This is a genomic window from Sphingomonas liriopis, assembly GCF_024211255.1.
GTDB lineage: Bacteria > Pseudomonadota > Alphaproteobacteria > Sphingomonadales > Sphingomonadaceae > Sphingomonas > Sphingomonas liriopis.
Window position 1 is genome coordinate 31,384 of sequence record NZ_JAMLDY010000015.1, and the last position, 25,695, is coordinate 57,078.

General features: G+C 69.8%; 22 protein-coding genes. 4 read left to right on the forward strand and 18 right to left on the reverse strand.

What is annotated here, in order from left to right; genetic code table 11:
• Positions 1-92: 92 nt before the first annotated feature.
• On the forward strand, positions 93-263 hold the full coding sequence (locus M9979_RS12720; protein ID WP_254289736.1) for a hypothetical protein: 171 nt from the start codon (positions 93-95) through the stop codon (positions 261-263).
• Positions 264-308: 45 nt separating this feature from the next.
• Positions 309-974 carry a UPF0149 family protein gene (locus M9979_RS12725; protein WP_254289737.1) on the forward strand — a complete coding sequence of 222 codons (666 nt, stop codon included), beginning with the start codon at positions 309-311 and terminating at the stop codon, positions 972-974.
• Between the two features lie 14 nt (positions 975-988).
• On the opposite strand, the gene M9979_RS12730 is transcribed toward M9979_RS12725, so the two are convergent.
• Positions 989-1,717 (reverse strand): Crp/Fnr family transcriptional regulator, encoded by a 729-nt coding sequence (locus tag M9979_RS12730; protein ID WP_254289738.1) that lies wholly within the window; start codon positions 1,715-1,717, stop codon positions 989-991.
• A gap of 180 nt (positions 1,718-1,897) precedes the next feature.
• Here M9979_RS12730 and M9979_RS12735 point away from each other — a divergent pair, with 180 nt between their 5' ends.
• Positions 1,898-2,176, forward strand: a complete 279-nt coding sequence (locus tag M9979_RS12735) for a hypothetical protein (RefSeq protein ID WP_254289739.1) — start codon at positions 1,898-1,900, stop codon at positions 2,174-2,176.
• Between the two features lie 34 nt (positions 2,177-2,210).
• On the opposite strand, the gene M9979_RS12740 is transcribed toward M9979_RS12735, so the two are convergent.
• The 12 genes from M9979_RS12740 to M9979_RS12795 form a co-directional block, all read right to left on the reverse strand.
• Entirely contained in the window at positions 2,211-2,519 is a 309-nt protein-coding gene (locus M9979_RS12740; protein ID WP_254289740.1) for a hypothetical protein, read from the reverse strand.
• Positions 2,520-2,573: 54 nt separating this feature from the next.
• Positions 2,574-3,623 (reverse strand): metallophosphoesterase, encoded by a 1,050-nt coding sequence (locus tag M9979_RS12745; RefSeq protein WP_254289741.1) that lies wholly within the window; start codon positions 3,621-3,623, stop codon positions 2,574-2,576.
• 516 nt (positions 3,624-4,139) lie between these two features.
• Positions 4,140-4,826 carry a FadR/GntR family transcriptional regulator gene (locus tag M9979_RS12750; RefSeq protein ID WP_254289742.1) on the reverse strand — a complete coding sequence of 229 codons (687 nt, stop codon included), beginning with the start codon at positions 4,824-4,826 and terminating at the stop codon, positions 4,140-4,142.
• Complete coding sequence (locus M9979_RS12755; protein ID WP_254289743.1) at positions 4,823-5,566, reverse strand: helix-turn-helix transcriptional regulator; 744 nt, start codon at positions 5,564-5,566, stop codon at positions 4,823-4,825. The genes M9979_RS12750 and M9979_RS12755 overlap by 4 nt, the downstream gene beginning before the upstream one ends.
• A gap of 44 nt (positions 5,567-5,610) precedes the next feature.
• Positions 5,611-6,915, reverse strand: coding sequence for an MFS transporter (locus M9979_RS12760; RefSeq protein WP_254289744.1), 1,305 nt, complete (start codon positions 6,913-6,915; stop codon positions 5,611-5,613).
• A 148-nt stretch (positions 6,916-7,063) separates the two neighbouring features.
• Entirely contained in the window at positions 7,064-8,461 is a 1,398-nt protein-coding gene (locus tag M9979_RS12765; RefSeq protein WP_254289745.1) for an FAD-binding oxidoreductase, read from the reverse strand.
• Positions 8,462-8,465: 4 nt separating this feature from the next.
• Positions 8,466-10,643 (reverse strand): TonB-dependent receptor, encoded by a 2,178-nt coding sequence (locus tag M9979_RS12770; protein WP_254289746.1) that lies wholly within the window; start codon positions 10,641-10,643, stop codon positions 8,466-8,468.
• Positions 10,644-10,760: 117 nt separating this feature from the next.
• Positions 10,761-11,522 carry an SDR family NAD(P)-dependent oxidoreductase gene (locus M9979_RS12775; RefSeq protein ID WP_254289747.1) on the reverse strand — a complete coding sequence of 254 codons (762 nt, stop codon included), beginning with the start codon at positions 11,520-11,522 and terminating at the stop codon, positions 10,761-10,763.
• A 202-nt stretch (positions 11,523-11,724) separates the two neighbouring features.
• Positions 11,725-13,224 (reverse strand): carboxylesterase/lipase family protein, encoded by a 1,500-nt coding sequence (locus M9979_RS12780; RefSeq protein WP_254289748.1) that lies wholly within the window; start codon positions 13,222-13,224, stop codon positions 11,725-11,727.
• Positions 13,225-13,270: 46 nt separating this feature from the next.
• Entirely contained in the window at positions 13,271-14,380 is a 1,110-nt protein-coding gene (locus tag M9979_RS12785; RefSeq protein WP_254289749.1) for a DUF2332 domain-containing protein, read from the reverse strand.
• Between the two features lie 26 nt (positions 14,381-14,406).
• On the reverse strand, positions 14,407-16,194 hold the full coding sequence (locus M9979_RS12790) for a methyl-accepting chemotaxis protein (RefSeq protein WP_254289750.1): 1,788 nt from the start codon (positions 16,192-16,194) through the stop codon (positions 14,407-14,409).
• Positions 16,195-16,244: 50 nt separating this feature from the next.
• Complete coding sequence (locus M9979_RS12795) at positions 16,245-18,986, reverse strand: TonB-dependent receptor (RefSeq protein WP_254289751.1); 2,742 nt, start codon at positions 18,984-18,986, stop codon at positions 16,245-16,247.
• A 200-nt stretch (positions 18,987-19,186) separates the two neighbouring features.
• Between M9979_RS12795 and M9979_RS12800 the strand changes: the two genes are divergently transcribed.
• Positions 19,187-21,274, forward strand: coding sequence for a catalase (locus M9979_RS12800; RefSeq protein ID WP_254289752.1), 2,088 nt, complete (start codon positions 19,187-19,189; stop codon positions 21,272-21,274).
• Between the two features lie 23 nt (positions 21,275-21,297).
• Here M9979_RS12800 and M9979_RS12805 read toward each other — a convergent pair whose 3' ends face one another.
• The 5 genes from M9979_RS12805 to M9979_RS12825 form a co-directional block, all read right to left on the reverse strand.
• Positions 21,298-21,867 (reverse strand): class I SAM-dependent methyltransferase, encoded by a 570-nt coding sequence (locus M9979_RS12805; protein ID WP_254289753.1) that lies wholly within the window; start codon positions 21,865-21,867, stop codon positions 21,298-21,300.
• Positions 21,864-22,502: a PIG-L deacetylase family protein gene (locus M9979_RS12810; RefSeq protein ID WP_254289754.1), complete on the reverse strand. Its 639-nt coding sequence runs from the start codon at positions 22,500-22,502 to the stop codon at positions 21,864-21,866. The genes M9979_RS12805 and M9979_RS12810 overlap by 4 nt, the downstream gene beginning before the upstream one ends.
• Positions 22,499-23,488: an acyl-CoA dehydrogenase family protein gene (locus tag M9979_RS12815; RefSeq protein WP_254289755.1), complete on the reverse strand. Its 990-nt coding sequence runs from the start codon at positions 23,486-23,488 to the stop codon at positions 22,499-22,501. Before M9979_RS12815 ends, M9979_RS12810 begins: the two co-directional genes overlap by 4 nt.
• Positions 23,485-24,507, reverse strand: coding sequence for a glycosyl transferase family 2 (locus M9979_RS12820; RefSeq protein WP_254289756.1), 1,023 nt, complete (start codon positions 24,505-24,507; stop codon positions 23,485-23,487). The genes M9979_RS12815 and M9979_RS12820 overlap by 4 nt, the downstream gene beginning before the upstream one ends.
• A gap of 112 nt (positions 24,508-24,619) precedes the next feature.
• Positions 24,620-25,681 carry an SDR family oxidoreductase gene (locus M9979_RS12825; RefSeq protein ID WP_254289757.1) on the reverse strand — a complete coding sequence of 354 codons (1,062 nt, stop codon included), beginning with the start codon at positions 25,679-25,681 and terminating at the stop codon, positions 24,620-24,622.
• Between the last annotated feature and the right edge of the window lie 14 nt (positions 25,682-25,695).

A 25,695-nucleotide genomic window follows, 5' to 3' on the forward strand; every position in this document is an offset into this window, starting at 1 on the left:
TGGCCACTACGCCACGAACAGGAAATCGCGTGCTATCGCGGGCGTGATGCTGCTACCCGCGCGGGATGCTCAGGACACGGATCAAACGCACGATGGCGGAGGCCGAGCGCGCCGCCGCCCGGCTCAGCGACATCGAGGCGGCGGTGGTGGCGCTGGGCGACGAGGATCTGCTCGATCTGGCGGATATCTTCGCGAACGCGCCGGGTACGCCGCTGGCCGGGATGGCGGCGACCGAGATGCGTCGGCGCAAGCTCAGCCTGTGATGGTCGCGACCGTCATCGCGGCATGGCATGGGCGCGCGTAACCGCATGCGTCAGCTTCCCTCGCGCCTGCGTCGGCTCGACGATGCGCTCGCCGCCCTGCCGCTCGACGAGCCGATGCTGTTGACCGAACTCGACGGGTTCCTGACGGGGATCGTCGTCGGGCCCGAACCCATCGTCCCGGCCGAATGGATGCAGAGCGTCTGGGGTTCGGACGACAGCGACGCGCCGCCGTTCGACGAGCCCGAGGACGTGCGATGGTTCGCCGACGCGGTGATGGCACAGCACGATGCCATCGCGCGCGATCTGGGGCGCGGCAAGCCGCAGCCGGTCTTCGACATCGACGAACGCAACGGCGACGTGCTGTGGGAGGCATGGATCGACGGCTTCGCCGCGGCGATGGAGTTGCGCCCCGACGCCTGGGCTGCGGTCGTCGATGGTGCGGATGTGGAAGCCGCCGATGCGGCGGTGCGCATGATGACCCTGATCGCGGTGGCCGAGGATGATGGCACGCTCGACAGCATGCAGATCGATGCGTTGCAGGACGGTGCGCCGTCCGACATCGCCGCCGCCATCGTGCAGCTCCATGCCGCGCGGCAGCGCCGGGGCGGCGCCGTTCCGGAGCCGGTGGGCACGGAGCGGGTGAGCAAGATCGGCAGGAACGATCCATGTCGCTGCGGCTCTGGCAAGAAGTTCAAGCGCTGTTGCGGGTGAGGTAACGAAGGCGATCAGATCGCTGTGGCCTGGCGGAGGCGGCGGTGGAGGTAGTTTTCGTCGAAGCCGGCGATTTGTACCAATTTCACCGGATCGAGGATCGTTAAACTGCCGCGGCGGAGGGCCATCGCGCCCGCCAGGCGCAGTTCCTTGAGGACGCGGTTGATGTGGACGGGGGTCATGCCGAGCGCGTCGGCGAGGATGATCTGCGACAGCGGCAGCGCGAATTCGGTGTCCTGCGTCATGCCGGCGCCGCGGGCGCGCAGGTAGAGTTCGCACATCAGGTGCGCGACGCGTTCGATGCTGCTGCGCCGGCCCATGCTGACGATCCAGGCGCGCATGATCCCTTCGTCGACCAGCTGCGCGGTGTACATGGCGCGCGCGATCGCGGGATGATCGTGCATCATCGCCTGCATCTGCGCGCGCGAGATCATCGCGACCGAGGCGGGGCCGATCGCCTGGATGCCGTGATCCATCGCGGCGAGCATGTTGACGTGCAGGTCGCAGGCATCGCCCGGCATCAGGAAGGCCATGATCTGGCGCAGCCCGTTGGGCAGGATCTTGTACCGGCACGCCCAGCCGTCGAGCACCACGAACACCGGCCCGGGCTCGTCGCCCTCGCGGATCAGGTCCTGCCGCGCGGCGAACCGGCGCGGGTGCGCGGTGACGATCTCCAACGCCCTGCGGTCATCAGCGGACAATTCGGCCAGATTGGCCAATTTCTTGATGAACCGGTTGGACATGACCGATGCGTACACCGTTGTCCCGCGCAACAATATTGACGAGTGTTATTGACCAATATTGAGTTGGGTTGTGTCGGCACCGCGCTTTGCCGCTATGGAGGACGGTATCGTCGCCATTCCCGCCGGCCACGACGATCGGGGGCGACCGTGCCTTCGCCTGGCTGCCAAGGCACGAACCCGATGTCCTCCAACGACAATCACCTCCCGCCGCCGGTCGAGGCGCCGCCGCCCGATGCGCAGGGGCAGGCGGCGCTGCTGCTGGTCGAAAGCCTGATCCACGCGCTGGTCGGACGGTCGGTGATGACGCTGGAGGAGGGGGTGGAGATCGTCCAGACCGCGATCGACGTGCAGGTCGACGTCGCACGCGCCGCCGGCGCCGCCGGGGCGCCGATGTGGCAGGCGCATGCGCTGCTGACCCGCGTGGCGGAGACGCTGCGGATCGATATCGCGCGGCGCTGAGTTGCGGCACGCGGTGCGCGCGGACCAGACGGCGCTAGGCGCGGTCGACGTCCGAGGCGTCGAATTCGGCGAAGGCGTCGCGCACTTCTGCGGCGGCGGTGTCGTCGGCGAGATCGACGGTCACGCGGATCGCGCCGTTGAGCGGGGCGTCGCTGCGGTCGTCGGGGCTGGGCGCGCCGGCTTCGGTGTCGGCGCCGGCCGTGTCCTCGCCGACGCTGTTGTCCTCGCCCTCGGCAATGATGCGGATCGCGTCGCGGTCGAGATCGAATTGCTGGACGAGGCGTTCGACCGCCATTTCGGCTTCGCGGCGGGTGTCGAAGGTCGCGGTGAGGCTGGCGGTCATGGGAATCTCCGAAGCAGGGGAGGGCGGAACGCGTCGCGATCCGATCCGGGTCCGCTATCGGGCCGCCGTGCGCAGCGTGATGCGGGTGAGTTCGGACGGGCGGCCGAGGCGCAGCGCGAAACCGGGCCACAGCCCGGTGCCGTTGCTGACGTAGAGCGTCATCGCGCCGACCGCATAGCGGCCCGAGACGAAGCCGCCGTTGGGCCGCGCGAACAGGCGGTCGAGGCCGAGGATCATGCCGCCGTGGGTATGCCCGGACAACTGCAGCGCGACGCCCCGGGCGGCGGCGTGGCGGGCTTGCCGCGGCTGGTGGTCGAGCAGCAGGATCGGCGCCTCCGCGGGGGCGCCGGCGAGCGCCGCGGCGAGGTCCGGGCCGGGGCGGCCGTGCTGCGGCGCGGACAAATCGGTGACGCCGGCGACGACCAGCTGCGCCGCGCCGCGGGAGAGGATGGCGTGCGCGTTGGGGAGCATGCGCATCCCCAGGTCGGCGAGGTGGCGCATCCATGCGTCGTAATCGAAGAAATATTCGTGGTTGCCGGGGATGGCGTAGACGCCGTCGGGGGCGTGCAGGTCGCGCAAGGGGGCGACGTCGGCACGGCGCATCGCGACCGATCCGTCGATGAAGTCGCCGGTGACGACGATCAGGTCGGCGCCGGCGGCATTGGCACGCGTCACCACCGCCTGCGCCCAGGGGGCGGGGAACAGGCGGCTGATGTGCAGGTCGGTCAGCTGCACCAGCCGGTAACCGTCGAACTGCGGCGGCAGGCCGGGAATGGCGATCGCGACGTCCCGGATCGGCGGCACGCGGATGGCGTTGGCGACGCCGATCGCGGCGAGGAGGGCGGCCAGCGCCGCCGCGGCGTAGCGGACGCCGTCGGGCAGCGCGAGCCGCTGCCAGCGGACCAGCATCGCGGCGAGCGTGCCGAGGTCGAGCAGGATCTGCAGCAGCGCGAGCAGCAGGATCGCGCCGAACGTCCAGTTGAACAGGATGACGAGCGCGCGGGGGAATTCGGGGGCGAATACCGATCCCGACGAGAGCCGGCTCCAGCCATGATATTGCGACGCGGCGATCAACAGCAGCGCGATGCCGCCCTTCGCCCACAACGGCAGCGCCAGCGGCCAGAGCGTGCGGGCGAGGACATAGAGCGCGGGGCTCGCGAAGATGAGGTGGAAGATCGTCGGTGTCCTTCTGAAAGCGCCGGTGCGATGGCGGCGATACCGTTACGCCCGAACGCGCCGGCGGTTCAGAGCCTGTTTGGAAATTGGCGAAAGAGCCAATTTCACGCGGTGCCGGCTCGCTCCCCCACCCGAGGGCGCCCAGCAAAGTATTAGTTTGCTGGGACCCGTCGGGCGCCCATCAGGATACCGTGTGGGCGGCCGACGCAGGGCTATTGCATATGAGTGTTTGGTCGGCGGCTCCCCAATTCCTTCGTCACCCCGGACTGGTTCGGGGGTCCACGGTTCGGCGCACCTGTCGTTTCGAGGCTCTTTTCCGACGCTCGCGGCACGGTGGACCCCGGAACCAGTCCGGGGTGACGAAGTATTCCGGGCCGCCGCCCTCGGGTGGGGGAGCGGGCCGGCACCGCCGAAATGCGCCTGCAGCGCATTTCCAATCGACTCTCAGAAGATATCGCTGATCGCGCGATCGAAGTGCGCGTCCATCAGCGTCGCGGCGGCGCGCGGGTCGCGGTCGGCGATGGCGGCGGCGAGGTCGCGGTGGATCGCGAAGACGGTGTCGCGCTGCACCGGCGTCTGGCGCGTGTGCCAGGCGGTGGGAACGGCGACGCGCATCAGCTGTTCGAACGAGCGGACGATCTGGTGGAACAGGCCGTTGCCGCTGGCGTGCGCGATCGTCTGGTGAAAGGCGATGTCGTGGCGGATGAGCTGGTGGAGGTCGTCGCTGCTGGCGGTCATCCGCGCGGCATGATCGACGATCAGCCGCGCGTCGGCGTCGCTGCGATGTTCGGCGGCGAGCGCGGCTGTGCGCAGTTCGAGCGTGCGGCGGACGTCCCACACCTCGCTCGTCGTGATCTGCGCGGTGGCGACGGCGTGGTCGATCGAGGCGGCGATGACCGATCCGTCGATCGCCCCGACGCGCGCGCGCCGGCCGTTGCCGACGTCGAGGACGCGCAGCGCCGCGAGCGCGCCGAACGCTTCGCGCATCACCGCGCGGCTGACGCCCAGATCGCTGGCGAACTGCCCCTCGCCGGGCAGGGTGTCGCCGACCTTGAGGTCGCAATCGCGGATATGGTCGCGGACGCGGCGCACCGCCTGGTCGACCAGCGACCCGGGGACGGCGGGGGTCATGCGGCGAGCCGGTGGTTGCGCAGCTGCGTCGGCGCCTGGCCGTAGCGGCGCGAGAAGGCGCGGGTGAAGCTGGCGTTGTTGAGATAGCCGCAGCGATAGCCGATCGAAGAGACCGGCAGGTCGGTCGCCAGCAGCATGTCGCGCGCGCCGCTCAAGCGCCGGTCGGTGATCGCGTCGGCGACGCTCATCGCGAACATCGAGCGGAAACCCCGGGTGAGCTTGGCACGGTTGAGGCCGCAGGCGCGCGAGATCGAATCGAGCGTCAGCTTCTCGTGCCAGCGTTCGTCGATCAGGCGGCGGGCATCGGCGATCCGCTGCGCCTCGGCGGCGCGCAGCGCGCCGGCGCCGTCGGCGGGGACCAGACTGTCGTCGCCCAGTTTCTCGAACGTCGCGCAGAGCAGTTCGATGCTCTTGGCGCCGCGCAGCGTGACGGCGGCATTGCCGGTGAGGCGGCAATGCTGGATGGCGAGCGCGATGGCGCGCATGTCCGAAGACAGATGCCAGGCGCCGCCGGTCACCGGCACCGCGCCGAAGATGCGGGTGCAGGCGGCGGGACAGACGACGAAGATCAGGTCGGCGTCGGTCAGGTCGTCGGCCTGCGGATCGGGGTGGAAGACGAAGGTCGCCGCGGCGAGGCGATAAGCGAAGCCGATCGCACCCGCGGGCCATGCCGCCGCCGGCAACGGCCCATCGCCGACGAAGGCGATCATCTCCGGCGACACGTCGATCCTGGCTTTCATACCATCCTCTCGTTCTTTTGACGGAGAATGGACCTATCCGATAGCTATGGCAAGAGCTTTCGGATAGGTTCGGCGATAGCAGCGAGCGGTGCGCGGCGCATCGCGACGCAGAAGGCGACCAGAGACAGCGCGCCGGTGACCGCGCCGACGGCGGCGAGACCCTGGTCGAGGTGCGATTCGCCGCCGAACAGGCCGCTCGCCGCGGCGACGAGCGTGGGCGCGACGCCGAAGCCGATCAACCCCGCGACCGCGATGAACGCGCCGATGCACAGCCCGCGCAGCTCGTTGGGGATGAGCACGGTGAGCGCGACCGAGGTGACGACACCGGTGACCGCGCCGCACAGCAGCAGCAGGCCGAGCGCGGCACCGAACAGCGGCACGGAGGGCGCGATCGGGAACAGGCCGGCGGGGATACCGAGCGCGGCGGCGATCACCGCGCCGAACAGCAGGCCGCCGCGCCGCCCGCTCTTGTGGCCCCAGTCGGCGGAGAGGCCGCCGACGACCGCGCCGATGACGCCGGCGCCGAAGATCAGCGGGCCCATCCAGCCGGCGACCTGATCGGGGCGCAGGCCGAAGCTGCGCGAGAGGACGGGCGCGGCCCAGATCGCCGCGGCGCCGTCCGCCATCACGACGCTGACCTGTCCCATGAACAGCGGCAGCAGGAAGGTGCGGCGCGCCCACAGTTCGCCGGCGACGATGCGGAAGGGGGCGTGGGTGCTCGCCGCGACCTCGTGCCGCTTGGGTTCGCGCAGCAGGAACAGCGGGATCATGAAGGCGGCGCCGAGCAGCCCGAGCGCGAGGTGCGCGCTGCGCCACGGGGCGGCGTGCCAGAACCAGTCGGGGGTGCCGCCATGGAGGAACAGGCCGAACAGCGCGCCGGTGAGCGCGAAGGCCATCGCCTGCCCCAGCGACTTGCCGAGGTTGACGACGAGCAGCGCGCGGCCGCGCTGCGTCGGCGGGCAGAGGTCGGCGCACAGCGACAGCGCCGCGGTGAGCGCGCCGGTGGTGCCGATGCCGGTCAGCATGCGCGCGACGAACAGGATACCGACGCTCCGCGCGACCGCGGTGAGGACGGTGCCGACGACGAAGGTGGCGACGAGCACGATCATGAGCCGCACGCGGTTGTGGCGATCGACCCAGATGCCGATCGGGATCGAGAAGAGCGCCAGCGGCAGCGCGGCGCTGAGCCCCTGGATGAGGCTGAGGGTGTAGTCGCTGAGGTGAAGCTCGGCCTTGGCGCCTTCCTGCACGGTGCCGAACGAGCCCATCATCGCAAAGCCCAGCGTCATGGCGAGCGCGAGCGCGAGGAGGGGGAGGAGCGAGCGGGTGAAGGATGGGGTGGCGGGCATGGCTGGTTCCTAGGGACGGCTAATCAAAGCCCCTCCCCTTCAGGGGAGGGGTTTGGGGTGGGGGCTGTCCGCGAGCGTCGGTCTCGGTGAGACACCGCCCCACCCCAACCCCTCCCCTCAAGGGGAGGGGCTTAAGAAGACCCGACCATCACAGACTGAAGATCTTGCCCGGGTTGAACAGGTCCTTGGGGTCGAGCGCGCGCTTGAGCATGCGCATCACGTCGACGGCGTCGCCGAGTTCCTCGACCAGCCAGTCCTGCTTGCCGATGCCGATGCCGTGTTCGCCGGTGCAAGTGCCGTCCATCGCCAGCGCGCGCGCGACGAGGCGGGCGTTTACGCCCTCGACCTCGTGCAGGTCCTCCTTGGACGCCGGGTCCATCGCGAAGACGACGTGGAAATTGCCGTCGCCGACGTGGCCGAGGATCGTCGCGGGGACGCTGCAGGTCGCGAGGTCCGCCTTGGTCTGCGTGATGCATTCGGGCAGGCGGCTGATCGGCACGCAGACGTCGGTCGCCCAGCCGACCGCGCCGGGGCGCAGCGCGACCGCGGCGTAATAGGCCTCGTGCCGCGCCTTCCACAGACGCCCGCGTTCCTCGGGCAGGTTGGACCAGGCGAAGTCTCCGCCGCCGTTCTCCGCGGCGAGCATGCCGACCATCTCGACCTGCTCGGCGACGCCACCGGGCGAGCCGTGGAATTCGAAGAACAGCGTCGTCACTTCGGGCAGGGTCAGCTTGGACCAGGCGTTGACCGCGCGGATCTGCATGTCGTCGAGGATCTCGACGCGCGCCAAGGGCACGCCGGCCTGAATCGACTGGACGACGGTGGTGATCGCGCCTTCGAGGCTATCGAAGCCGCAGACCGCGGCGGAGATGGTTTCGGGGATCGGATGCAGGCGCAGCGTCACCTCGGTGATGATGCCGAGCGTGCCCTCGCTGCCGACGTAGAGGCGGGTGAGGTCGTAGCCCGCCGCCGATTTGCGCGCGCGACGGGCGGTGGTGACGACCTTGCCGTCGGGGGTGACGACCTTGAGGCTCAGCACCGCCTCGCGCATCGTGCCGTAGCGTACCGCGTTGGTGCCGCTGGCGCGGGTCGAGGCCATGCCGCCGATCGTCGCATTGGCGCCGGGATCGATCGGGAAGAACAGGCCGGTGTCGCGGAGATGCTCGTTCAATTGTTCGCGGCGGCAGCCGGCCTGCACGGTGCAGTCGAAATCCTCGGCGTTGACCGCGACGATCCGGTTCATCTCGCCGAGGTTGACGCTGACGCCGCCGCGCACCGGCACGGCATTGCCCTCGATCGAGGTGCCGGCGCCGAACGGCACGATCGGCACGTCGGCGGCGACGCACAGGTTGACGAGATCGACGACATCCTGCGTCGAATGCGCGAAGACGACCGCGTCGGGCAGGACGACATCGAAATGCGCCTCGTTCGAGCCATGCTGGCGCAACATCGCGTCGGTGAGGTGGAGCCGGTTGCCGAAGCGTTCGCGCAACCGGTCGATGAACGCCGGGTCGACCTCGGCACGGGTGATGGGAGCGTGCTGCACCGGCCTAGAACCGGAAGCCGAGGCGCGCGCCGATGCGGCGGCGATCGCCGATGATGCCGAGGTCGGAGGCGGGCAGGCCGGCGAGCTGCAGCGTCGTCTTTTCGATATAGGCGTCGAAATACTGCTTCTGGAGCAGGTTGTTGGCGAACACCGCGACCTCGAGCGGGCCGGTGCGATAGGTGATCGCGGCGTTGACCAGCGCATAGGGGCGCAGGATCGTCGGCGTCGTCTGGTTGAGCGTGCCGGCGAGGCGGCTGCCCTTGGCGACGACGCCGCCGGTCAGCGTGACGCTGTCGGTGCCGCTCAAGGGGATGGTGTAATCGGTGTAGAGGTTGCCGGCGAAATCGGGCTGGAAGGTCAGCCGGTCGGACGACAGCGTCCGCCCGGTCACCAGCGTGTAGGGCGCCGAATTGGTCAGGCGTGCGTGGATGTAGGTGACGCTGCCGTTGATAGACCAGTTGCGCACCGGGCGGATCGTCGCCTCCAGCTCGGCGCCGTAGCTCTTCACGTCGCCCGAGTTGAGGTCGACGGTGACGAGGCCGCCGCCGGCCGCCGGCGCGATCGAGTTGAGGCCGATGTAATCGCTGTAGTCGTTGTAGAAGACGTCGCCCGACAGGCTGAGCTTGCGGTCGGGGGAAACGTATTTGGTACCGATCTCGTACGTCCAGGCGCTGTCGCCCTTGTACTGGCGGATCGGCGCGGTCGGTGCGTTGAAGCCGCCGCCGCGATAGCCGCGCGCGACCGAGGCATAGGTCATCAGCTGGCTGGACCAGTGGCGCGTCACCGACAGGCGCGGTTCGACCTGGTCGGACTTCAGCTGCGCGGTGGTGAAGGTGGTCGGCAAGGTCGCCGCGCCGACGCTGATCGACACGTTGCCGTCGGCGCTGCGCTTTTCGTGATCGTAGCGCAGGCCGAGCGCGACCTCCCATGCGGTCGTCGGTTTCCAGAAGATGGTGCCGAATGCGGCATAGGTATCCGCCTTGGTCGCGTTGTTGGTCAGGCGGGTGAGGTTGGCGGGGAGGATGCGCGTGCGGTCGAACGCGGTGGTCTCCTCGCGGCTGTAGAACAGGCCGAGCAGGGTGCTGATCGTGCCGCCGATCTCGGTATCGAGGCGCGTCTCGACCGTCTTGGTGCGCAGGCGATCGGTGCCGTTGGCGCGGGCGATGTCGGCGGGGCCGAAGTCCGCGTCGGCATCGGGCGACAGGCCGTCGCGCGCGTCATACGATCCGACCAGCGTAAACTTCGAATTGATGCCGTCGATCGGCGCCTCCAGCCGCGCGTTGACGCCGCGATAGCGATATTCGACGCGGGTCGGCACGTTGAACTGGACGATGCGCGAATAATCGGTCGGGCCGGTGACGCGCGAATAGGGCGTGTTGGCGCCCTTCACCCAGTCGTAATAGCCGTTCACCGTCAGCACCACGTCGCCGGTGGGGACGAAGCGGATCGTGCCGTTGAGCGAATCGGTCTTGAACGGGCTCGCGTCGATGCCGAGGATGCTGTTGCGCAGGAAGCCGTCCTGCTGGCGGTGGCCGGCGGCGAGGCGCACCTGCAGCACGTCCTTGATGATCGGGCCGCTGACCGAGGCGGAGGCGAGGAAGCTGTCGTCGGGGCCGGCGAAGCTGAAATTGCCGCGCGCCTCGGTGGTGTTCGACGGCTGGCGGGTGATGACGTTGATCGCGCCGCCCAGCGTGTTCTTGCCGTAGAGCGTGCCCTGCGGCCCGCGCAGCACCTCGATCCGGTCGATGTCGAGCAGCGGATTGTTGAGGTAGGAGGTATTGGGCTGGTAGATGCCGTTGATGAACAGGCCGACACCCGGCTGCACGGACTGGACCAGCGTCACGCCGACGCCGCGGATCGAGACGAAGGCGCGGCCCGATCCGTCGCTGGTGATGTTGAGGCCCGGGGTCAGCGTCGCCGCCTCGCGCACCGAATTGATGCCGCGTTCGGTCAGCGTGTTGCCGCTGATCGCGGTGGCGGCGATCGGCACGTCGAGCAACGTCTCGGCGCGCTTGCGGGCGGTGACGACGATTTCCTGGTCGCCCGTCTGCGGCGCGGGGCCGGTCGCCTTGCCGGGGGCGGTGTCGGTGGCGTCGGGCGCCTCGGCGACCTGCGCCTGGGCCAGCGCGGGAAGCGCGAGGGCAAGCGCGGTGGAAGCGGCGAACAGGGAGCGAAGGCGCATCGGTAATCCTCTCTACGATCGGTGAGTCTGTGCCCACCTGTCGGATAGGTTGTGCACCTTCTGCAACCTATCGGAAAGGTTGCGCGACTATGCCGATCGGCTCTCGCGCTTGGCCGATCACCAGCAGGTGTAGCCGCCGTCGGCGATGACGATGCTGCCGGTCATCAGGCTGGCGGCGTCGGAGGCGAGGAAATGGACGATCGAGGCGACTTCTTCGGGTTCGCCGAGCCGGCCCTGCGGCGTGCCGTCGATCCAGCGCTTGTACATCTCGCCTTCCCTGTCGGCGAAGGCGTTGAGCGGGGTGGCGATATAGGTCGGCGCGACCGCGTTGACGCGCACGCCGCGCGGCGCCCATTCGGCGGCGAGGCTGCGGGTCAGCTGGTGCACCGCGGCCTTGCTGGCGTTGTAATAGCTCTGCGGTTGCGGGCGGTTGACGACGAAGCCCGACATCGATCCGACGTTGACGATGCTGCCCTTGCCGCGGGCGAGCATGTGGCGGCCGAAGGCGCGGGCGCACCAGAAGGTGCCGTTGAGGTTGACGTCGAGGACACCCAGCCAATGTTCGTCGGCGACGTCTTCGGCGGGGGTATCGCTGCGCGCGATGCCGGCGTTGTTGACGAGCACGTCGATCGCGCCGGCGCTGTCGGCGATGCGGGTGACCGCGGCGGAATCGGTGACGTCGAGGATGACGCCGTCGATCGCGTGGTCCTTGGCGCGCAAAGCCTCCATCGCGGCGCCGAGCGCGTCGGGATCGCGATCGGCGACGATGACGCGGGCGCCGGCCTCGGCCAGCGCATCGGCGCAGGCGAAGCCGATGCCCTGCGCGCCACCAGTGACGAAGGCGGTGCGGCCGTCGAGGCGCAGGCGGTCGAGGTACATGGCGGACTCCGGGGTGGGGTGTTGACGGGTGGACCGACCATCCCGCCCGTTTGGGCTGAGCTTGTCGAAGCCCTGATTTCCGCGGGCGTCGCGCTTGGGGAGAGCAGCCCTTCGACAGGCTCAGGGCGAACGGGGGAAGGGGGCGATGCGAACGGGGAAGGGGGCGGGGCGAACGGTGAGGGGGCGGGCGAACGGGCAGGCGTCAGGGCAGGAAGGCGGCGGCGGGCATTGGCGGTTCGGTCACCGCTTCGCCGGCGGCGAGCCGGTAGACGGTGCGGGTGTCGCGATCGAACGGTGCCCAGGGGAGCGAGCCGTCGCGCGCGAACTGGACCCAGATCGCATGGACGCGCGTCGCCAGTTCCTGCGGCGGGGCGGTGCCGCACAGTCCCTCGTTGCCGGTACAGGTGGCGAGGCTGTCGAAGACGAAGGGCAGCTCCATGCCGTGCGACGCGCCGAGCTGTCCGTCGAAGCGTGGCGAGCGCCATTCGAATTCGTACATATGGGTGCGGCCGCGATGCTCCTCGGCGTAGCGGCGCGCGGGCCATCGGAAGACGAGGTCGGCCATGGCGTCGGTCAGCGCTTGGCCCGCACGCTTGCCGGATCCCATGCCGTACGCCTTGAGCACGCTCCAGGCGCGCGGCTGCGACTTGCGCAGCACGACCCACGCCAGCAACTTGCCGACGGCGGTGTTCAGTTTGTCGCGGACGCCGCTGGGGACGAGGTAGAGGTTCATCTCCTCGGCGTTGCTGCCGATCAGCAGATCGACCTCGGCGCCGGCGCCCTGTTTCAGCGCGTCGAGCGGGGCGAGGGGGAGGACGTCGTCGCCGTGGACGGGGACGAAGCGGCTGATCCCGAACACCGGTTCGCGTCCGTCCGCTTCGCGCAGGTCGAGGCGGGTGGTGGGGAGCGACACCTGTTCCACCGCATCGAGCAACGGTTCGCCGGGCGCGACGCTGTCGAAGCCGGCGCGGTCGGGGGTGATGCCGAGCCGTTTCGCCATCGCCTTCACCAGCCGTTGCGCGACGGGAACGCTGCGGGTCATGCCGCCGTGGCCGCTCTGCACGATCGCGCGCTGGAACAGCCCCCTGGCGAGCGGCGAGGCGATCAGGTCGGCGATCGCCATCGCGCCGGCGCTCTCGCCGAAGACGGTGACGTTGGCCGGGTCGCCGCCGAATGCCGCGATCTCGTCGCGGACCCAGCCGAGCGCCGCGATCATGTCGCGCAGGCCGAGGTTGGTCGGCACGCCGGGGATCGGCAGGAAGCCGTCGACGCCCATGCGATACTGAATCGCCACATAGACGATGCCGTCGCGCGCGAAGCTGGCGCCGTCCTGCACGCTCGCATTCTTGCTGCCGACGACGAAGCCGCCGCCGTGGATGAAGACCATCACCGGCCGCGCGGTGGCGTCGCCGGCCGGGCACCAGACGTCGAGCGTCAGATAATCGTCGCCCTTCGCCCAGCCGTGGCCGATCAGCGGCGCGGCGTCGAGCTGCGGCACCGTGCGGGTGCGCTGCGGCGCATTGGCGCCGCTCGCCGTGCGGACGCCGGACCAGGGTGCGACCGGCGCGGGCGGGGCGAAGCGCAGCGCGCCGACCGGCGGCGCGGCATAAGGGATGTCGCGATAGAAAGTGAGGGCGCCGTGGGCGTGGCCTGCGACCAGTCCGGCGCGGGTCTGGATCGGAGCGGGGGCGGGGTCGGACATGCCCCGTCTTATGCCGCGTCGCGATCCGTCTTCGTAGCGGGGGCGGCTATGCCGAGCGGGATATTTGGCGTGCCGGTACGTGCCAGTCGATCCACGCGCCATAGGCATGGCAGGTGGCGAGATGGCGGGTGACGCCGTCGGGCCAGCTGGTCAGCAGCAGATGCACGGCATCGCGCGCCGGGGTCCATTCGAAGCCGATCCGCGCGAGCGGGCGCGCCGCGGTGGCGCGCGCGCCGGCGTCGCGGAAGGCATCCTCGACCGCGGCACGGCTGGTGGCGTCAAGATACTGCAGCGCCATCGCGTGGACGAAGGTGCGGCAGACGCCGGTGGGCTGCGGCGCGGCGAGCTCGGCGGGGAGCCAGCCGGCGATGTCGCCACGATTGACCTGCGGCGGGCGCATGCGCGCGATGGCGAGCGCCTGGGCGAGGCGGTCGGCGCGCTCGGGTTCGTCGGCCCAGACATAGGCCATCAGCCGCTCGCAAGCTGCCGCATCGGCGACGTCGATCGGGCTGAGATCGACGCCGCGCGCCGAGGCGATTTCCACGGCGCGCGGGTGCGGCGCGGGGCCGGTCCACGACGGCGCGATACGCACGGGCGAGGCGGGGTCGCCCGCCGGATGGCCGCCGAGATCATAGGCGTAACGGTCGAGATTGAGGTTGAGACCGGCGCTCGCGCCCAGTTCGCGCAGGTCGCAGGGCATGTCGTGCAGCCCGCGCAGGACGGTCAGCGCCGCCATGATCGCGGCGGTACGGCCGACCTCGTTGGTCTGCGGACACGCCTGCATCGCCTCGGCGATGGCCGCGTCCGCCGCCGCCATCGCATCGCCGACGACGCGATCGATATCGCCGGTGTAGCTCCGGTAGAGCGCGGCGAGCGCGGGCAGCGTGCCGCCGCGCGCGAGCGCATGCAGCGCGGCGTTGAAGCGCATCGCGATCGCGTCGGCGGCGGCGTCGCGCGGCCAGGCGGCGATCAGCGCGGCGGTGCGTGGCGCGCGATACAGCTGGCGCTCGCCCGCCTCGAGGATCGCGGCGACGAAGTCCGACCCCATCGTCCGCACGGCGGCGCCCTGCCGCGCGAGCGGACCCATAGGTTGCCGCGCGAGCGGACCCATCGGCGCCTGCGCGAGCGGGTCGGCGGGCGAGGAATCGTACTGCATCGGTCTGGCGATCGCCGTCATGGAGGTCAGAATGCGTTCCAGTCGCCGTTCGCGACGCGACGGGGCGTGGCGGCATGGCGCGGGGCGGCATCGCGGGTGACCAGCCGTGGCGTCGACGCCGGCGGTGCGCCGTCGATCACGAAGGTCGCGACCGAACCGGCGAGCTGTTCCGCCTCGGCGACCAGCTGGCGCGCCGCGGCCGATGTTTCCTCGACCATCGCGGCATTCTGTTGCGTCATCGCGTCCATCTCGCTGATCGCGACGTTGATCTGGCCGAGGCTTTTGGCCTGATGATCCGACTGTTGCGCGATCGCGTCGATCGAGCCGCTGACGGTGGCGACGCGATCGATGATCCGCGACAGCGCCTGGCCGGTCTGGTCGACCAGCTCGACGCCGGCGCGGACGTGGGCATGCGCGGAGGTGACCTTGCTCTTCACCTCGGTGGCGGCATCGGCCGATCGCTGCGCGAGCGCGCGGACTTCGGAGGCGACGACCGCGAAGCCGCGGCCCGCATCGCCGGCGCGCGCCGCCTCGACCCCTGCGTTGAGCGCCAGCAGGTTGGTCTGGAAGGCGATACCGTCGATCAGGCTGATGATCTCGGCGATCTCGTTGCTCGCGGTCTCGATGCCGTTCATCGCGCCGATCGCCTTGCGGACGATCGTACCGCCGCGTTCGGCCTCGTCGCGGGTGTCCGCCATCGCGCTGCTGGCGCCGGTCGCCGCACCCGCGCCGTCGCGGATCGATCTGGTGACTTCGTCGAGCGCCGCGGCGGATTCCTGTAGCGCGGCGGCTTCCTGTTCGGTGCGCTGCGCCAGATCGAGCGCGGACTGATTGATCTCGCCCGAGTTGCGCTTGATGGCGTGCACGCTGCCGCGCACCTCGCCCAGCACGCGCGACAGGCTGGCGGTGGCGTTGTTGAAATCGGCCGACAGGCTGCGGAAGGCGTCGGGGACGTCGGCGATGCGCGCGGTCAGATCGGCTTCGGCCAGGCGGTGCAGCCCGCCGCCGATCGCGGTCATCGCCGCGGCGCGATCGGCGTCGTCGGCGACCTTGGCGGTGGCGGTGTCGCGGAACACCTGCACCGCGCGGCCCATGTCGCCCAGTTCGTCGCCGCGCTCCGCCGCATCGATCGCGATGTCGTGCCGGCCCGCGGCGAGCGCGGCCATCGCATCGGTCAGCGCGGTGATCGGCCGGGCGATCTGGCGGCTGAGCAGCATCGACAGCGTGATGGCGATGCCGACCAGCGCGATCGCGCCGATGACCAGCGCGATGATCGCATAGCGGATCGCGCTGTCCTGCCGCGCGGCATTGGCCGCCATCTCCTGCGTTTCCTCGGCGCGCAGGTCGCGCAGCGGCAACGCCACCTTGCTGACCAGCACCGCCTTGCCCGCGCCGCGGACGAGGTCCTGCGCCTCGTCGCGGCGCCCGGCCTTGACCCAGCCGATCAGCCGGTCGCCCCAGTCGCGCCGCCACGCCAGCGTCTGGCGCTGCGCCTCGCGCACCTGCGCCAGCTTGGCCGGATCGGTGAGCAGCCGCTGGAGTTCGGCGGCGGTGTCGTCGAACTCCTTGCGCGCCTCGTCGTAGGATTTGAGGTAGGTGGGGTCGCCGGTGACCAGGAACCCGCGGAACTGGCTGTTCTGCCGCAGGATCGACGTTTCCAGCGTCAGCGCCTTGGCATAGACGGTCTGGCTGAAATTGTTCCGCTGCGTCGATCGCTCGATCATCATCAGGCTGGCGAACAGCACCAGCATCACGGCGACCGCCGATGCGTTGATGACGAGGAAGGACAGGCCCAGCTTGCGCGGTATCTTCATGATGTCGAACGGTCCCTGGTCAGACGGCAGGAGTCAGGCGGCGGGGCGGATCAGAAGCGCGAACGCAGCGTGATGCCGTAGGTGCGCGGTTCGGCGAGGAAGGCCGCGGCGATCGCATTGCCGGTCGCGAAATTGGGCGAGCCGAACTGCGTCACCTGCGACTGGCTGCCCGCCCCCTGGAAGGGCGCGGAGAAGGCGACCTGTTGGTAGCGGGTGTCGAGCACGTTCTGCCCCCAGAATTCCACCGCCCAGCGCTGGTCGCGCCCGCGGATGCCGACGCGCGCGTTGACCAGGAAGAAGCCGTCCTGGCGCTTTTCGGCGAACAGGTCCGACCCGGTATTATAGTCGCTGGTCAGGCGGCTATCGACGTAGAACAGCGCCGAGAGGCCGTTCCCGCCGATCGCAGGCGTCCAGCTCGCCGAGCTGGTGACGGTGTGGCGCGGCGCGTTCGACATCTGGTTGCCGGGCAGCAGGAACAGCGCGGCGTTGAGCGCCTCGCCCGCGTCGCTGCCGACCAGATTGTCGCGATACTGGGTATGCGCGTAGGTATAGCCGAGGTTGAAGGTGACGTCGGGGGTCGGATAGGCGCCCGCCTCGATCTCGAACCCCTGCGTCACCACGCCGGCCTTGACGCCGCCGGTGCAGGTGCCGGTCGCCGAGGATTCGTCGCGATCCGCGCCGCCCAGGCTCGCGTTGCAGGCGCTGATGTTCTGGACGATGTAGTTGGTGCCGTTGAAGGTGTTGAGCTGGAAGTTCTTGAACGCCGAGCGGAAGCCGGCGAGGTTGGCGGTGAACTTCGCGCTGCTGTACTTGATGCCGACCTCGAACGCCTGGACGGTTTCGGGGTCGAAGCGCAGGTTGCTTGCACTCGCCGCGGTCGGCGTCGCGAAGACGGTGGCGGTGAGGTCCGACCGGTCGAGGTTGTAGCCGCCCGCCTTGTAGCCGCGCGCATAGGAGGCGTAGAGCAGGGTGCTCGGCGCGGGCTTCCACGACAGCACGCCGGTGCCGGTGAACTGGCCCTCGCGCATCGAATCCTTGATCGGCACGCCGGTCAGCGCCGCGGTCGAATTGCCGGTGCAGGTCAGCGTGATGATGCCCGCCGCCAGCGTGCGCGCGGTCGCGTTGCTGCTGGCGAGCAGCGGCGCCAGATTGGCCTGCTGCACCGGGCAGACGGTGTTGTTGTTGTTGAAGCTGGCGTCGAGCGACTTGTGTTCGTTAGTGTAGCGCAGGCCGCCGGTCACGCTGAGCGTGTCGGTGATGCGCAGGATGTTGTGGGTGAAGAAGGCGAAATTCTCGCTCGTCTGGTTGTAGACGTCGCGCAGGCTGCCGCGGTCGTTGAGCGTGCCGAGCAGGTCGATGCCGGCGATGATCTGCGGCCCCACCGCAGGCGTCAGCACGGCGCGGCCGGCGGCGCTGAGGCAGCCGGTGGCGGCGGGGTTGCGCAGCGCGGCGGTCGGGTTGATCGTCGCGACGATGCGGCACGCGGCGAAGGCGCCGTACTGCGTGCCGAACTTCAGATTGTCGACGACCTGCAGCTTTTCGTGCGCGTAATAGCCGCCGACCAGCCAGTCGAGGCGGTTGCCGAACAGGCTGCCCGACAGGCGCGTTTCCTGCGTGAAGGTGTGGAACTGGCGATAGGCGTTGCCGTCGTCGGGGCGATAGCCGATATCGACGTTGCCGTAATCGATGTCGGCGGCGCCGCCCGATTTATATTCGCGATACGCGCTGATCGAAATGAGCTGCACCTGGCCGATGTTCCAGCCGATGCGCGCCGAGCCGCCGTAGTCGGTGGTGACGTTGCTGTAGGCGCGGCCCTTCGTATTGGCGATCTGGCGGTTGTAGGGATCGCCGTCGCTGGGCAGCACGCCGCCGAGGCTCTGCAGGATCGAGACGATCCGGTTCTGCGGGGCGACGGTGAAGTCGCCGGGCGTGCCGGGCGTGGGATCGACCTTTTCACGGGTATCGACATAGACCGCGCCGCAGCACTTTTCGTCGCGATGCGTATAGTCGCCGATCAAGCGGATCGAGAAGTCCGAGCTCGGCTTGAAGAACAGCTGGCCGCGGACGAAATAGCGGTTGCGGTCGTTATAGTCGGTGTTGTTGACGACGTCGCGATAGAAGCCGTCGCGCTTGCCGTAGACGCCGTCGATGCGGAAGGCGAGGACGTCCTTCAGCACCGGGCCGGTCAGCGCGCCGGCAAGGCGCACGGCGTCGTAGTTGCCGTAGCTCGCCTCGCCATAGCCGCCGAACTTGAATTCGGGATATTTGGTGTAGATGCTGATCGCGCCGGCCGACGAATTGCGCCCCGACAGCGTGCCCTGCGGCCCGCGCAGCACCTCGATCCGCTCGACTTCGCCGAGGTCGTTGAGGCCCGAGCCGGTTCGGCTGCGATAGACGCCGTCGATGAACACCGCGACCGAGCTTTCGAGGCCGGGGTTGTCGCCCACCGTGCCGATGCCGCGCAGGCGGGCGGTGGCGTTGGCTTCCGAACCGGTCGACGAGACGATCAGCGACGGCGCGAGCTGCGCCATCTGGCGGATGTCCGTCGCGCCCGAATTCTGCAATGCGGCGGTGCTGTAGGCGCTGACCGCGATCGGCACGTTCGACAGGCGCTGCGACCGGCGGGTCGCGGTGACGATGATGTCGGCGCTGTTCTTCGACGCGTCCTGCTGCGCCTTGTCGGCTTCGGCCTGTTTCGCGGTCGGTGCGACGCCGCGCAACCCTTGCGCATGTCCCGACGTCGACACGCCGGCACAGGTCGTGGCGGCCAGCAGATACACCCATTTACGCATTGATGATGCCCACTCTTTCGGTTGTTTCCCCGACGGTTGACCTGCACGAAAGAGGATAATGACGCGTTAATCGTGTCCGATTCCGGCCGGTTTTATCGGTCGATACGGGTGGAGGGGCAGGGCCGGTCGAATATTGGCGTCACGGTGCAACCTGCGGATCGTCCCGACCGTTGGCGTCGGGACTTTATCAGGGATCCCGCATGACCAGCCATACCGACCTTCACCCCGGCAACGGCGGCGAAACGCATCAGGCGACCGATGCCGATCATCCCGTGCTGACCACCAACCACGGCACGCCGATCAGCGACAACCAGAACCAGTTGAAGGCCGGCGCCCGCGGCCCGGTGCTGCTGGAGGACGAGGTCTATCGCGAGAAGATCAACCATTTCGATCACGAGCGCATCCCCGAGCGGATCGTCCATGCCCGCGGGTCTGCGGCGCACGGCTATTTCGAATGCACCGAAAGCCTCGCCGACATCACCGTCGCCGACCTGTTCAGCAAGAAGGGCCAGCGTACCGAGGTGTTCACCCGCTTCTCGACCGTCGCGGGCGGAGCGGGATCGGTCGACACGCCGCGCGACGTGCGCGGCTTCGCGGTGAAATTCTACACGCGTGAGGGCAATTGGGACCTCGTCGGCAACAACATCCCGGTGTTCTTCATCCAGGATGCGATCAAATTCCCCGACCTGATCCACGCTGCCAAGATGGAGGCCGACCGCGGCTATCCGCAGGCGGCGACCGCGCACGACACCTTCTGGGACTTCATCAGTTTGATGCCCGAATCGACCCACATGATCATGTGGGCGATGTCGGACCGCACGCTGCCGCGCACCTTTGCCAATATGGAGGGGTTCGGCGTCCACACCTTCCGCTTCATCAACAAGGAAGGAAAGAGCACCTTCGTCAAGTTCCACTGGAAGCCGAAGGCGGGCCTCGCCTCGACGATCTGGGACGAGACGGTGAAGATCGCCGGCGCCGATCCCGATTTCCAGCGCCGCGACCTGTTCGAGCGGATCGACCGCGGCGATTTCCCGACGTGGGAATTGGGCGTGCAGCTGTTCGACGAGGAGTTCGCCAACAGCCAGCCCTACGACGTGCTTGACGCGACCAAGATCATCCCGGAGGAAGTGCTGCCGGTGAAGATCGTCGGCAAGATGGTGCTCGATCGCTATCCCGACAATTTCTTTGCCGAGACCGAGCAGGCGGCGTTCGTGCCGAGCCATGTCGTGCCGGGCATCGGCTTCTCCAACGATCCGCTGCTGCAGGGGCGGTTGTTCTCCTATACCGATACGCAGCTGTCGCGGCTGGGGTCGGTGAACTTCCACCAGCTGCCGATCAATGCGGCCAAGGGGCGCGCCGAGGCGGCGGGCTGCCCCTTCATGAACCAGCAGCGCGACGGGCATATGCAGATGGCGGTGCCCAAGGGGCGTGCGAACTACGAGCCCAACAGCCTCGCCAAGGTCGGCGAGGAGGCCGGCGCGCGCGAGGACCCGGACAAGGGGTACAAGACCTTCCCGTCGGAGGAAGAGGGCCAGAAGCTGCGCATCCGGCCGGAGAGCTTCGCGGATCATTACAGCCAGGCGCGATTGTTCTTCCGCTCGATCGATCCGGCGGAGCAGGCGCATCTCGCCTCGGCACTGGTGTTCGAACTGTCCAAGGTCGGCATCGAGCATATCCGCACCGCGGTGATGGCGAATCTGCGCAACGTCGACGAGGACCTGGCCGCGCGCGTTGCCGACGGGCTGGCGATGGACTTGCCGGAAGCGTCACCGACCGCGGCGCCGGTGCTCGACATGGACCCGTCGCCGGCGCTGCGGATCATCCGCGGGCCGCTCGAGAAGCATACGCTTGAGGGGCGCTCGGTCGGTATCCTGATCGCCGACGGCAGCGATGCCAAGGCGCTGGCGTCGCTCAAGGATGCGGTGAAGGACGCCGGCGGGCGTGCCATCGTCGTAGCGCCGAAGGTCGGCAAGGTGCCGCTGTCGGACGGATCGTCGGTGGCGGCGGATTCGCAGCTGTTCGGCCAGCCCTCGGCGACGCTCGATGCCTGCGCGGTGATCCTGTCGAAGGAGGCGACCGCCAAGCTCGTCAAGGAAGGCGCGGCGGTGCAATGGGTGATGGATGCGTTCGGGCATCTGAAGGCGATCGGCTTCAATGCCGAGGCCAAGCCGTTGCTCGACAAGGCGGGCGTCGAGGCGGACGAGGGCGTGACCGATCTGGGTGGCTTCGTCGAGGCGGCGAAGAAGCGCTATTGGGATCGCGAACCGAACGTCCGTACGCTGGCGTGAAGACGGCGTGATCGTCGCGCCGGTCAGCGCGCGACGATCACCTGCCAGCGGCGCGTGGCGCGGACGGGGGTGACCCGCCAGTCGCGCGCCGTTTCGTGCAGGAACCGGGTGTGGATGCCCGCGGCGTGCTGCGCGAAATCGTAGAAGTCGATGCGATGGTGCGCGAGGATCAGGCGGCCACCGGGGCGTAGCGCCGCGACGCATTCGCGGGCGACCTGTGCCATCGCGTGGCGGTCGAGATAATAGAGCAGTTCGGCGATGAGAATCGCATCGTAGGTGCAGCGCGGCGGGCGGGCGGGGAGCGCCAGCTCGATCGCGCGGGCGCGGGGGTAGGGGCGGATCGCCTGTGCGGTCAGCCGCGTGCCCTCCGCGGTGCCCTCGGTCGCATCGAGGCGGAGCGCGCGCGGGGCGAGTTCGGCGCTGTTCGAGCCGTTGCCGCTGGCGAGTTCGAGCACGCGGCCGATGGGGCCCGGGCCCAGCGCGTGGAGGATCGCGGTACGCTTGACCGCCTCGTCGCGGTTGCGGAACGTGCCCCATGGATCGGCGTCGGCGGCGAATTTGTCGGCGAAGCCGTCGAGGCGGATCGCGCTCATCGCCGCAGCTCGACGAACGTCTCGATCGGGTGCGCGAAGGCGGCGAGTTCGTGGGCCGCGATCGCGAAGCCGGCGGGGTCGTCGCGGATCATCCCCAATTGCGTCGCGTGGAGGCGGATCAGCGAGCGTTTGGCGGCCGTTCCACCCGGCACGACGAGCGTGCGGGCCCGCGCGCCGATCGCGGTGCGCGGTGGCCAGACCTGATAGGTCAGGCGGCGCGCGCGGCCGGGCAGGCGATGCAACGCCGCCGCCACGGCCTGGTGATCGGGGTGCGCATCGCTCGCCGCCGGGCCGACGATCAGGTCGATGCCGCGGGTCAGGCGGCGGAGGGTGCCGGACGGTACGCCATCGGAGAGGCGGCTGTCGGGCAGGCCGAGGAAGGCGACGTCGCCCGCCGGGATGCCGAGCCGGCGCAGCGCGCGCAGGCTTTCGCGGCGGCGTGCGGCGATCAGGCGGGGGCGGGGCCAGCGCAGGCTGCCGGGATGCGAGGCGGCGCCATCGCTGACGATCGCGACGCCCACGCGCGTGCCGCGGCGGCGGAGCAGCTGGATCAGGCCGGCGGCGCCGATGACCTCGTCATCGGGATGCGGCGCGACGATCAATGCCCGCCGCGGGCGACGCAGCGCCAGCCTCACAGCGATGGCGACAGCAGGCCGTCGCGCACCGCGCGGCCGACGCGCAGCCGCTGCGCATCGGGGGCGGGCTGGCGCAGATAGACGGCGAGGTCGGCGAGCAGCGCGGACAGCGGATGGTCGAGGAATTGCCCGGCGAGCCCGACCGCGGCCTGCGCGAGCGCGATGGCGCGTTCCGCCGCGTCGGTCACGGCGAGCCGCGTCGCGGCGATGCGTGCGAGCCGGGCCTCGCCGTCGTGCTCGAACCAGTCGACGGCGGCGCGGCGGACGAAGGCCGCGGCCTGATCGGCAAGCCAGAACGCCTCAGCGAGCCGGGCGGCCTGGAACGGATCGTCGGCGCGGCCGGTGGCGACGAGATGGTCGCGGACCTGATCGCACAGCCCGGCGATGCCGCCGGCGTGGACCGCGACGAAGCGCAGCGCGCCGCCGCTGAAATACGGTTCGCGCGCGTAGGAATCGGGTTCGCCGATCGCGGCGTCGTCGTCGACCGCCACGTCGGGCCAGCGGACCCGATGCGTCTCCGACCGCTGCATCCCGGTCGTCCGCCACCAGTCGCGGTCGACGACCGGCGGTGTCGCGGCGAGGTCGAGCAGCAGCAGGCGGGTGCCGCCGTCGCCCTGCGCGGTGACCAGCGCATGGGTCAGGACGCCGGCGCCCGAGGCGTAGCTCTTGGCGCCGCGCAGCCGCCCGTCGGCGAGGGCCAGCGGCTCGCCGGGCAGCGCGGCGTTCCACACGCCGAGCATCGCCCCACCGGCGAGCGCGTGGCGCAGCCGCGCGACCTGATCGGGGTTGCCGTAGCGCTGGACGATCTGCCCGGCGTCGACATGCCCCTCCAGCAGCCGGCCGAGCGGCAGATCGCGCCGGCCGGTGGCATGGAGCGGGCGCAGGATCGCGAGATACTCGGCGGCATCGCGCGGGTCGCGCGGCGGCGCATGATCCCAGCCCGCCGCCGCGATCGCCGCGCGCAGGCGGATCGCCATGTCGGTCATGCCGCCACCTCGCATAATGCCGCCTCGAGCCGGGCCAATGCCTCCTCCGCTTCGGCGAGCGAGACGCCGTCGGTCGGCAGCGAGGCGGCGGGGACGATGCGCATCGCGAACGCCTCCGCATTGGCGCAATCGCGCGCGACGCCCAGGATATGGTCGCCGGTCAGCCCCAGCCGCTCGGCCAGCCGCAGGCGCACCGCGGAATCGTCGATCGTCGCGAAGGCGTGGCGGGCGGCGGCCTGCGCGGCCCATTGCCATGCCGCGCCGTCGGGATGCGACATGCGCGGCGCCTGGCCGTCGTCGAGCGCGCGCAAGGCGCTGGCGAGCCCCTGTACGGCGCGGCCGTGGCGGCGCGACGAGGTTTCGACCAGCATCGCGCCGTCGCGCCGCACGCGCAGGCCTGCGCGTGCGGCATCGTCGAGCAGCGTCGCATCCTCGGCGAAGGGCAGCGGTCGGAACCCGCCGATCGCGCGATAGGCGGCCGCGCGGATCGCGATATTGGCGCCGCCGCTGAAATGATGCGTGTCGCGCGCTTCCCACGGCACCGGATCGACCAGCCGGCGATAGGCGTGGAGGCGGTCGTAATAGCGCTCGATCCGCGCCTGTTCGGGGTCGGCGGTGGCGGCGCGGCGGACGATCCGGCCGGCGGCGACATCGGCCGAAGCCAAAGCGGCGCGGCCCGCGGCGATCCAGCCGCGGCGCGGCTGGCTGTCGGCGTCGGTGGTGAACAGCAGCCCGTCGCGCGTGCCCAGCCGGTCGAGCCCCATCGCCATCGCGGCACGGCGCGCGGCGCCGGCATTGGGCTCGCCCGCGGCATCGCCGACCGCGACGTCGAGCGCGAAGGGATGAAGCGCCGCGTTGCGCCGCAGCCATTCGGCGCTGCCGCCGTCGTCGCCGTCGAGATACAGGCAGACCGCCATCGCTGGCTCGTCCGCCGCCAGCGCGGACAGTGCTGCGAACAGCGCCGGCAACGCCGCCGCCTCGTCACGGGCGGGGATGCAGACGATGACGGGCAATGGCACGGGCATCATGCCTCCAACGACGGCGGTGATGCCGGCCCTTGCCGTAGCGCAAGTCGGGGGGTGGTCCACTATATCTGGATCAAGTTTAACGCGTTATCGGCGCATATCGCCCTCAGGGGATCAGGCGCTGGTCGCGCAGTTGCGCGAACAGGTCGAAGAAGGCGTCGTCGGTCGGCTGGTAGGCGGTGAAGCCCAGCCGGCGGCTCTTCGACATATCGGTCACCACCTCGATCGGGCGGCCCAGATCGGCGTCGGTATGCCAGGGCGAGGCGAGCCGCGACAGATCGGCTTCGGCGAGTCCTTCGCGTGCGGCGATGGCGCGCCACAGGCCGGCGTCATCCGCCATCTGCGCTTCGAGCGGGCGGACGGTGCCGTCGAACGGCGCGGCCTCCACCCCGAACCAGTCGGCGATCCGCGGCCACATCCAGCTCCAGCGGAAGACGTCGCCATCGACGACGTTGAAGGCTTCGTTCGCCGCGGCGGGCGTGGTTGCCGCCCACAGCAGGTGCCGCGCGAGCTGGCGCGCGTCGGTCATGTCGGTGAGGCCGTTCCACTGCGCCGCCGAGCCGGGGAAGGTGAACGGCCGCCCGGTCTCGCGGCACAGCGTCGCATAGGCGGCGAGCGTCGTCCCCATGTTCATCGCATTGCCGACCGCCATGCCGATCACCGTATGCGGGCGGTGGACGCTCCACGTGAAGCCGTCGCGCGCCGCCGCGGCGAACAGTTCGTCCTCCTGCGCGTAGTAGAAATTGGCGACGTCGAGCCTGGGCTGCTCCTCGCGGAACGGCGTCTGGGGAAGGTGGCCCTGGCCGTAGCTTTCGAAGGGGCCGAGATAATGTTTGAGGCCGGTGACCAGCGCGACGTGGCGCGGGGCGGTCGGCGCCGGCAGGCCGTCGAGCAGGTTGCGGACCATCGCGCCGTTGACGCGGATATTCTCCGCCTCGCTGTCCTGCCGCGCCCAGGTGGTGACGAACACCGCGTCGGGGTGGACGTCGGCGAGCGCCGCGGCGGTCCCGGCGGCGTCCTGCAGATCGGCGGCGACGGGCGTCACGCCCGGCTGCGCGTTCGGCCGCCGCGCGAGACCATGCACCGTCCAGCCCTGTTCGACCAAATGCGCCGCCGTCGCGCTGCCGATGATACCGCTCGCGCCTACTACCAATGCCGTCCGGCCCATCGTCCATGCTCCTG

Bases quoted from the DNA above. Each gene is read 5' to 3' on its own strand.
- M9979_RS12720 (WP_254289736.1), top strand. From the start codon at position 93: ATGGCGGAGGCCGAGCGCGCCGCCGCCCGGCTCAGCGACATCGAGGCG.
- M9979_RS12725 (WP_254289737.1), top strand. From the start codon at position 309: ATGCGTCAGCTTCCCTCGCGCCTGCGTCGGCTCGACGATGCGCTCGCC.
- M9979_RS12730 (WP_254289738.1), bottom strand. From the start codon at position 1,717: ATGTCCAACCGGTTCATCAAGAAATTGGCCAATCTGGCCGAATTGTCC.
- M9979_RS12735 (WP_254289739.1), top strand. From the start codon at position 1,898: ATGTCCTCCAACGACAATCACCTCCCGCCGCCGGTCGAGGCGCCGCCG.
- M9979_RS12740 (WP_254289740.1), bottom strand. From the start codon at position 2,519: ATGACCGCCAGCCTCACCGCGACCTTCGACACCCGCCGCGAAGCCGAA.
- M9979_RS12750 (WP_254289742.1), bottom strand. From the start codon at position 4,826: ATGACCCCCGCCGTCCCCGGGTCGCTGGTCGACCAGGCGGTGCGCCGC.
- M9979_RS12755 (WP_254289743.1), bottom strand. From the start codon at position 5,566: ATGAAAGCCAGGATCGACGTGTCGCCGGAGATGATCGCCTTCGTCGGC.
- M9979_RS12760 (WP_254289744.1), bottom strand. From the start codon at position 6,915: ATGCCCGCCACCCCATCCTTCACCCGCTCGCTCCTCCCCCTCCTCGCG.
- M9979_RS12770 (WP_254289746.1), bottom strand. From the start codon at position 10,643: ATGCGCCTTCGCTCCCTGTTCGCCGCTTCCACCGCGCTTGCCCTCGCG.
- M9979_RS12775 (WP_254289747.1), bottom strand. From the start codon at position 11,522: ATGTACCTCGACCGCCTGCGCCTCGACGGCCGCACCGCCTTCGTCACT.
- M9979_RS12780 (WP_254289748.1), bottom strand. From the start codon at position 13,224: ATGTCCGACCCCGCCCCCGCTCCGATCCAGACCCGCGCCGGACTGGTC.
- M9979_RS12785 (WP_254289749.1), bottom strand. From the start codon at position 14,380: ATGCAGTACGATTCCTCGCCCGCCGACCCGCTCGCGCAGGCGCCGATG.
- M9979_RS12790 (WP_254289750.1), bottom strand. From the start codon at position 16,194: ATGAAGATACCGCGCAAGCTGGGCCTGTCCTTCCTCGTCATCAACGCA.
- M9979_RS12795 (WP_254289751.1), bottom strand. From the start codon at position 18,986: ATGCGTAAATGGGTGTATCTGCTGGCCGCCACGACCTGTGCCGGCGTG.
- M9979_RS12800 (WP_254289752.1), top strand. From the start codon at position 19,187: ATGACCAGCCATACCGACCTTCACCCCGGCAACGGCGGCGAAACGCAT.
- M9979_RS12805 (WP_254289753.1), bottom strand. From the start codon at position 21,867: ATGAGCGCGATCCGCCTCGACGGCTTCGCCGACAAATTCGCCGCCGAC.
- M9979_RS12815 (WP_254289755.1), bottom strand. From the start codon at position 23,488: ATGACCGACATGGCGATCCGCCTGCGCGCGGCGATCGCGGCGGCGGGC.
- M9979_RS12825 (WP_254289757.1), bottom strand. From the start codon at position 25,681: ATGGGCCGGACGGCATTGGTAGTAGGCGCGAGCGGTATCATCGGCAGC.